Below are 3,204 nucleotides of genomic sequence, written 5' to 3'. Positions count from 1 at the left end.
ATCTTCTTGAATTCTGGTGTGTAGCGTTTGTTTGGTATTCCTTTTGGCATAATAAAGCACCCCACTTGTTATCCAGTATATCATACTGTCTAACAAATGGGGTGCAGTTCATTGGCACTTGCCGGTATTTTTTTTGTTTGATTGCCTGCATAGCCTATCTATACTCACATAAATGATATGTAATATACTAAGGAAAGTGATAAACCGGTCGATATATATAAAGATTAAGCATATTTAGAATGAGGGGGAGGCATTAACAGATTGGAGAAAGCACGCAGCAAAAAAGAGTCTCAAAAAAGGAAAATCAATCTTAAGCTGTTTGCGATACTGGCTGCGATGACCTGTTTGTTGCTTTTTGGATTATTCCGAATTATCATTGTTCGCAGTGCGGCCTGCACCTATGTGATGACGGATGGCGAGCGGTATGAAACCGTGCGGCTCTATCCTGGTACGGTGGAAGAAGCATGTAGCAAAGCGGGATTCCGTAACGTCGAGGTTGTCAATCGAAAAGATGATGACGGCATTGTTTACTTGACACTTAAAGAAACCTTTGATGTGTCAATTCAGACCAGCGACGGGACATTGACCATACGCACGGCGCCCTGCACGGTGGGAGAGCTGCTGGAGGCAAACGGTATCAGTGTTGGCAGTGATGATATCGTAACGCCGGACATAGATGATTGGTTGTCGGACAGTACGCAGATTACGGTCACACGTGTTACCTTTACGACAGAAACAGAAACAGAGAATATCCCGTTCTCCGTAGAAGTACAGTATGACACCCAGCTGCTCAAAGGACAGCAGGAAATTGCCCGATATGGTGAAGATGGAGAAAAAAGCATTGAGTACCGGGTTGAGGAACATGACGGAGAAGAAGTTTCCCGCGAGGTTGTCAACGAAAAAGAGGTAAAAGCACCAGTCAATTGTATTGTCAAGCAGGGAATCCGCATTGCACAAAACAAACAGGAAGAGCAGGCGGCTGCTGCAGAGTCACAGACAACAGTAAGCAACCAGACCTTGCCGTCAAGCCAACCGGAAACCGAGAGTACCGGTGAGTTGTCTACTGCGGGCCGCTCTCAGGTTTGGTCTGTTCCAGCAGGAATTCAAGACGATACTGAGAATAAAATTATTACAGCGGGCGACGGTTCAAGCTATGAATATACGGCGGTGATTGACGTAACGGCAACTGCCTATCATCGGATAGAGGATGGCGGTGAAATCACCGCATCCGGTACGGTGACCCAATACGGAACTATTGCGGTTGACCCGCGTGTAATTCCGCTGGGCAGCAGGCTGTATGTAGTATCTGATGGTGGAGATCAATCTTGGTCCTATGGACCGGGTCTGGCGGAGGATACCGGTGGATTGATTAAGGGCGCAAAGATTGACCTGTTTTTCATGACCGGCGATGAGGCAAATGATTTTGGCATTCGCCCTGCAAAGGTGTACATTTTAAAAGATTGATGTACGGTATTAATTGCGCTGTTGCGTGGTCGATACTAACAATAGCGATTCGAGGAAAGGGTCGCAAATGCAAAAGGGAGGTGGCTTGAATGATGGATAGCATTGCTGCAATGTCTGTGAACATGCATGCGGCTCAGCTTCAGCAGAGTGTCTCAATCTCGGTAGCCAAAAAAGCAATGGATTCTACAGAGCTTGCAGCACAGGAACTGCTGGAGATGCTTCCGGATACTTCCGGCATGGGGCAGGTCATTGACACATATGCATAAAAAAGAACGGCACCACATGTGCCGTTCTTTTTTTATGTATTTTTTATTAGGGGGTTGGTTCTGTTTTAACCGCAGTTTCGCCCTCTGTCGGCAAATCGTCGGGAACATCAGTTGGGAATTCGATTTGCTCTACTTCATCGGATGTCTCACCAACCTGTCGATACAGAGTGGTGCAGTCAGATGAGATAAAATAGGTTCCCATCAGAGAATTGGTACCGACAGAATTCTTTCCGTATACATAGACTGTCAGACACGCCTGACCATCTACCATAACAAAGCCGGGGCCGGGCTTGAGGCTGTATTCCGACATGGAATCGCCGGGCAGTCCGATTTCAGCCGGTGTGACCGTACTCATCAGTGCCTTTGCGCCCGAGAAGGAAAGGAATGTACCGGCTTCCTGTAAGGAAGTGACGAAATCCTGTCCATCGGTTTTGTCCAGCGTAATGAGGACGCTGGTAGGCGTCCAGTCGATACGCACCCGGAAACGCATTTGTCTATCCTGCTCATAGTCAGAGTAAGGCAGCAACGTGGTATCTTCAGACGATCCGGTATCTTCGGATTCTGCTTCGTCTGTCCCCGCTTCCGTATCTGTACCCTCCGAAGTGGAGGCTGTTTCCTTTTTCTGCGGTGCTCCGCTGCTGTCCGTTGCTACCGCCTGACGGATAAGCGTAACAGAACCGGTATCGCTTTCAAAAGATGGTTCGTCCTCACTTTTGGTGTGGAGTGCAATATCATCTCCTTCCAAAAGGGTAACATACGATTCGGCAATGGAAGCAGGCTTGCCTTCCACAAACTGCTGATAGTCATAAGAAAGATAATTATGCGTTTCGGCTGTGGTAGCAGTATCGCCGGTGCCTTCGGTTTCCCCATCTCCGGTGTCATCCGATGTATCCTGTGTATCGTCTTCATCAGAAGCATTCTGTTCACCAGTATCTCCTGATGCATCCGGACTGAGCGTTGCAACCAAGCGCCCACCGGTTTCATCATTTATGAACTGCTCAATAGAAGGAATGGTATCGCCCTCAAACGTATAGTAAGCGAGAAGAGCATCAGCAGATTCCTCCTTGCCGCCACAGGCGGAAAGCAGCGCACACAGGATTAGGGAAAACAATAATCCTTTTTTTTTCATTCGCTCTCATTGATTCTCCTTTGAAATATTTTTACAGTAATAATAGTACATGTTTTTGCATGGAAACGCAAGGGAAAACCTGTAAAAAAACATCATATCGGGAAAAAGAAGGAGACAAATAAAAAATAATAAATAATCGAAAGCTGTCGTTAATTAAATCCAAAATTTGACGATATAAAATATATTCTATGACGCTAAAAAGGGTGGTTTTGAATGAAGAGTGTGAAAGGAAAAATTGGAAATGTCAAGAAATGTGCAGTCTGGAAACACCCAAAATCTGAAAAGCATGGTAATACAGCGCAGTTTTCCGAAGTGGAGCGTAGCGGAACGCAGGAAAACTGCGGC

The 3,204-nt window shown here is 46.4% G+C and carries 3 protein-coding genes; 2 read left to right on the top strand and 1 reads right to left on the bottom strand.

Going from position 1 to position 3,204, the window contains the following annotated elements; all coding sequences use genetic code 11:
- Positions 1-261: 261 nt before the first annotated feature.
- Both ACTQ34_RS17665 and ACTQ34_RS17660 read left to right on the top strand, forming a co-directional pair.
- Positions 262-1,464: a 3D domain-containing protein gene (locus ACTQ34_RS17665; protein ID WP_441364911.1), complete on the top strand. Its 1,203-nt coding sequence runs from the start codon at positions 262-264 to the stop codon at positions 1,462-1,464.
- Positions 1,465-1,553: 89 nt separating this feature from the next.
- The gene (locus ACTQ34_RS17660) at positions 1,554-1,730 is read left to right on the top strand and encodes a YjfB family protein (RefSeq protein ID WP_373163156.1); all 177 of its coding nucleotides are present in this window, start codon (positions 1,554-1,556) and stop codon (positions 1,728-1,730) included.
- 46 nt (positions 1,731-1,776) lie between these two features.
- On the opposite strand, the gene ACTQ34_RS17655 is transcribed toward ACTQ34_RS17660, so the two are convergent.
- Complete coding sequence (locus ACTQ34_RS17655) at positions 1,777-2,859, bottom strand: hypothetical protein (protein ID WP_441364910.1); 1,083 nt, start codon at positions 2,857-2,859, stop codon at positions 1,777-1,779.
- Positions 2,860-3,204: the final 345 nt, after the last annotated feature.

The organism is Agathobaculum sp. LCP25S3_E8 (assembly GCF_052117165.1).
In the GTDB taxonomy this organism is placed as follows: Bacteria; Bacillota; Clostridia; order Oscillospirales; family Butyricicoccaceae; genus Agathobaculum.
This window is presented reverse-complemented; position numbering and strand designations above follow the sequence as displayed.

Excerpts from the sequence above, each read along its gene's own strand:
- ACTQ34_RS17655 (WP_441364910.1), bottom strand. The coding sequence starts at position 2,859 with ATGAAAAAAAAAGGATTATTGTTTTCCCTAATCCTGTGTGCGCTGCTT.
- ACTQ34_RS17660 (WP_373163156.1), top strand. The coding sequence starts at position 1,554 with ATGATGGATAGCATTGCTGCAATGTCTGTGAACATGCATGCGGCTCAG.